The following is a 1,986-nucleotide window of genomic DNA, read 5'->3' on the forward strand; positions in this document are numbered from 1 at the left end:
GAAAAGCGCCGTCGGAGCGGATTTCAAATATCACACCGAGCAGAATGAGGAACACGATCCCCACCAGTTCGGGCTTTTCCATGTAAAGTTTTATTAGTCTCTTCATCGCAATATCCGGCTCGTTCCATTTGCGTACTAACGAAGCCCTTTCCGGGCAAGATCCCAAAGCTGGTCGACGTCTTCTTTAACAACCAAGCCCTGTCCGGTATCGATGTCGGCGGGTGAGAGACCAAAGTTTTTCGCCAGATAAGCCTGCATCACAGGCATAAACCCTTGCATATAGGGTTGCTGGTCGACCTGAACCTGAATGTAGCCTGCTTTCATTTGCTGAAGCACTTCGGCAACAATATCAAAGCCGCCCATCAGCACTTTTCCGGGTGGAATGCCTTTGTCTGCCAGAGTCTGCGCAACGTAGGCGTGCCACAAGCCCGTATCGAAGTAGACGGTAATATCCTGATTGGCGTTCACATAAGCACCGACACGTTCGGCAACCACTGCGCCGTCTGTCCCGGTATCCAAACGAACGATTTTCACATTGCGTGAGGGGTTCGCTTCTTTAAATTCGTTTAGGAAGTTGAGCACGCCAGCGCCGCGTTGTTCCGACCAGTTCTGCCCGGGAGCAGAGATGCCCACAACAGCATGAATAGGCCCTTCTTTGGGGAAGAACTCCGCCATTTTTTTCGCTAGCGAGTATCCCGCAGGGGCAAAACCCTGTCCGATAAAGGCCTGTCTTGCATTGCCGTTCGCTCCTTCGAGGTCATCCACATTGGCGGCGATGACAATGGTGCCATTGGCACGAGCACGGCTGATGATTTCATCAAAGGCGTTGTTATCGACAATCGATGTGATCAGCACATCCGGTTTGGTGGCTAACGCAGCGATCATGTTGCTTGCCTGCTGATCAATCGCCCCTTCGGTTTGGGTAAAAATCATCTGGCATTTGGCATCGATTTTATCGCAGGCGTCATCAAATCCTTTTTTTACCGCTTGCCAGAAAGGGTTAGATGCCGACGAATGGTGCGTAAACACCACATTCAGCGGTTTTGCCCAAGCCGCACTTGAAAGCATGACCGCAGATAATGCGATTAGAGTAGTTAGTTTCCTCATTGTGTCCTCCTGATTGACGTTCATAGGGAAACATTGGATAGCCCGTTTAGGGCGCTCCGCTACCGTTTGCTGATACGGCGTGAAACGGTAAACGCTTTATCGAGATCAGGATTGAGCTCCAGCCCTAATCCTGCCCCGGGTGGCACGGTGATGGTGCCGTTGGTAACAGTGGGTAGCGCTGTCACCAAATCTTGATACCAGGTGTTGTAATAGGCCCTTACGCTCTCCTGAATGAGGGCATTGGGCGCATTTAATGAGAGGTGGGTCGATGCCGTCAGTACCACTGGTCCCGTGCAGTCGTGTGGGGCTACGGGCAAGTGCCAGGTTTCTGCCATGGTCGCGATCTTTTTGGCTTCAGACAGCCCGCCACACCAGCTCACATCGAGCATTACGATCCCGGCGGCTCCGGTTTGAAGGTAATCTCTGAATGCCGCTCTGCCCCCTAAGGTTTCCGACGCACAAACTGGCGCTTTAGACGCACTCGCGTAGCGGACAAGGTCATCCAGATTTTCCATTTTGATTGGGTCTTCATGCCAGTAGGTATCGAACTCTGCCAGCTCTCGGGCAATTTCCATGGCAGGCAACAACTGCCACATCGAATGGAACTCCACCATGATGTCGATTTTGTCGCCCACCGCTTTCCGAATCTTTTCGAACGGGATTAACGCTTGCTTGAGATCGGATTTGGAAATCGACAGCCCACGGTTTTTCTCTGCCGCCATATCAAACGGCCAGATCTTCATGGCGGTGATGCCGTCATCGAGCAGCGATTCTGCCAGTTCATCTGCTCTTTGTAGAAATCCATTCAGGTCGTCGTATTTATGGTTTTTCCAGCTAACCCGTAGTTTTCGGTTCGCTGCCCTTTGGCTTCTTTCATAT

2 protein-coding genes are annotated in these 1,986 nt (G+C 51.7%); both read right to left on the minus strand.

What is annotated here, in order from left to right:
• Window positions 1-135: 135 nt before the first annotated feature.
• Window positions 136-1,107: a sugar ABC transporter substrate-binding protein gene (locus RH89_RS14575; RefSeq protein WP_004403391.1), complete on the minus strand. Its 972-nt coding sequence runs from the start codon at window positions 1,105-1,107 to the stop codon at window positions 136-138.
• Window positions 1,108-1,166: 59 nt separating this feature from the next.
• A partial coding sequence (locus RH89_RS14580; protein ID WP_004403392.1) for a mandelate racemase/muconate lactonizing enzyme family protein occupies window positions 1,167-1,986 on the minus strand: 820 nt, incomplete at its 5' end.

The organism is Vibrio nigripulchritudo ATCC 27043, from assembly GCF_000222685.1.
GTDB classification, from domain to species: domain Bacteria; phylum Pseudomonadota; class Gammaproteobacteria; order Enterobacterales; family Vibrionaceae; genus Vibrio; species Vibrio nigripulchritudo.

Bases quoted from the DNA above. Each gene is read 5' to 3' on its own strand.
- RH89_RS14575 (WP_004403391.1), bottom strand. From the start codon at position 1,107: ATGAGGAAACTAACTACTCTAATCGCATTATCTGCGGTCATGCTTTCA.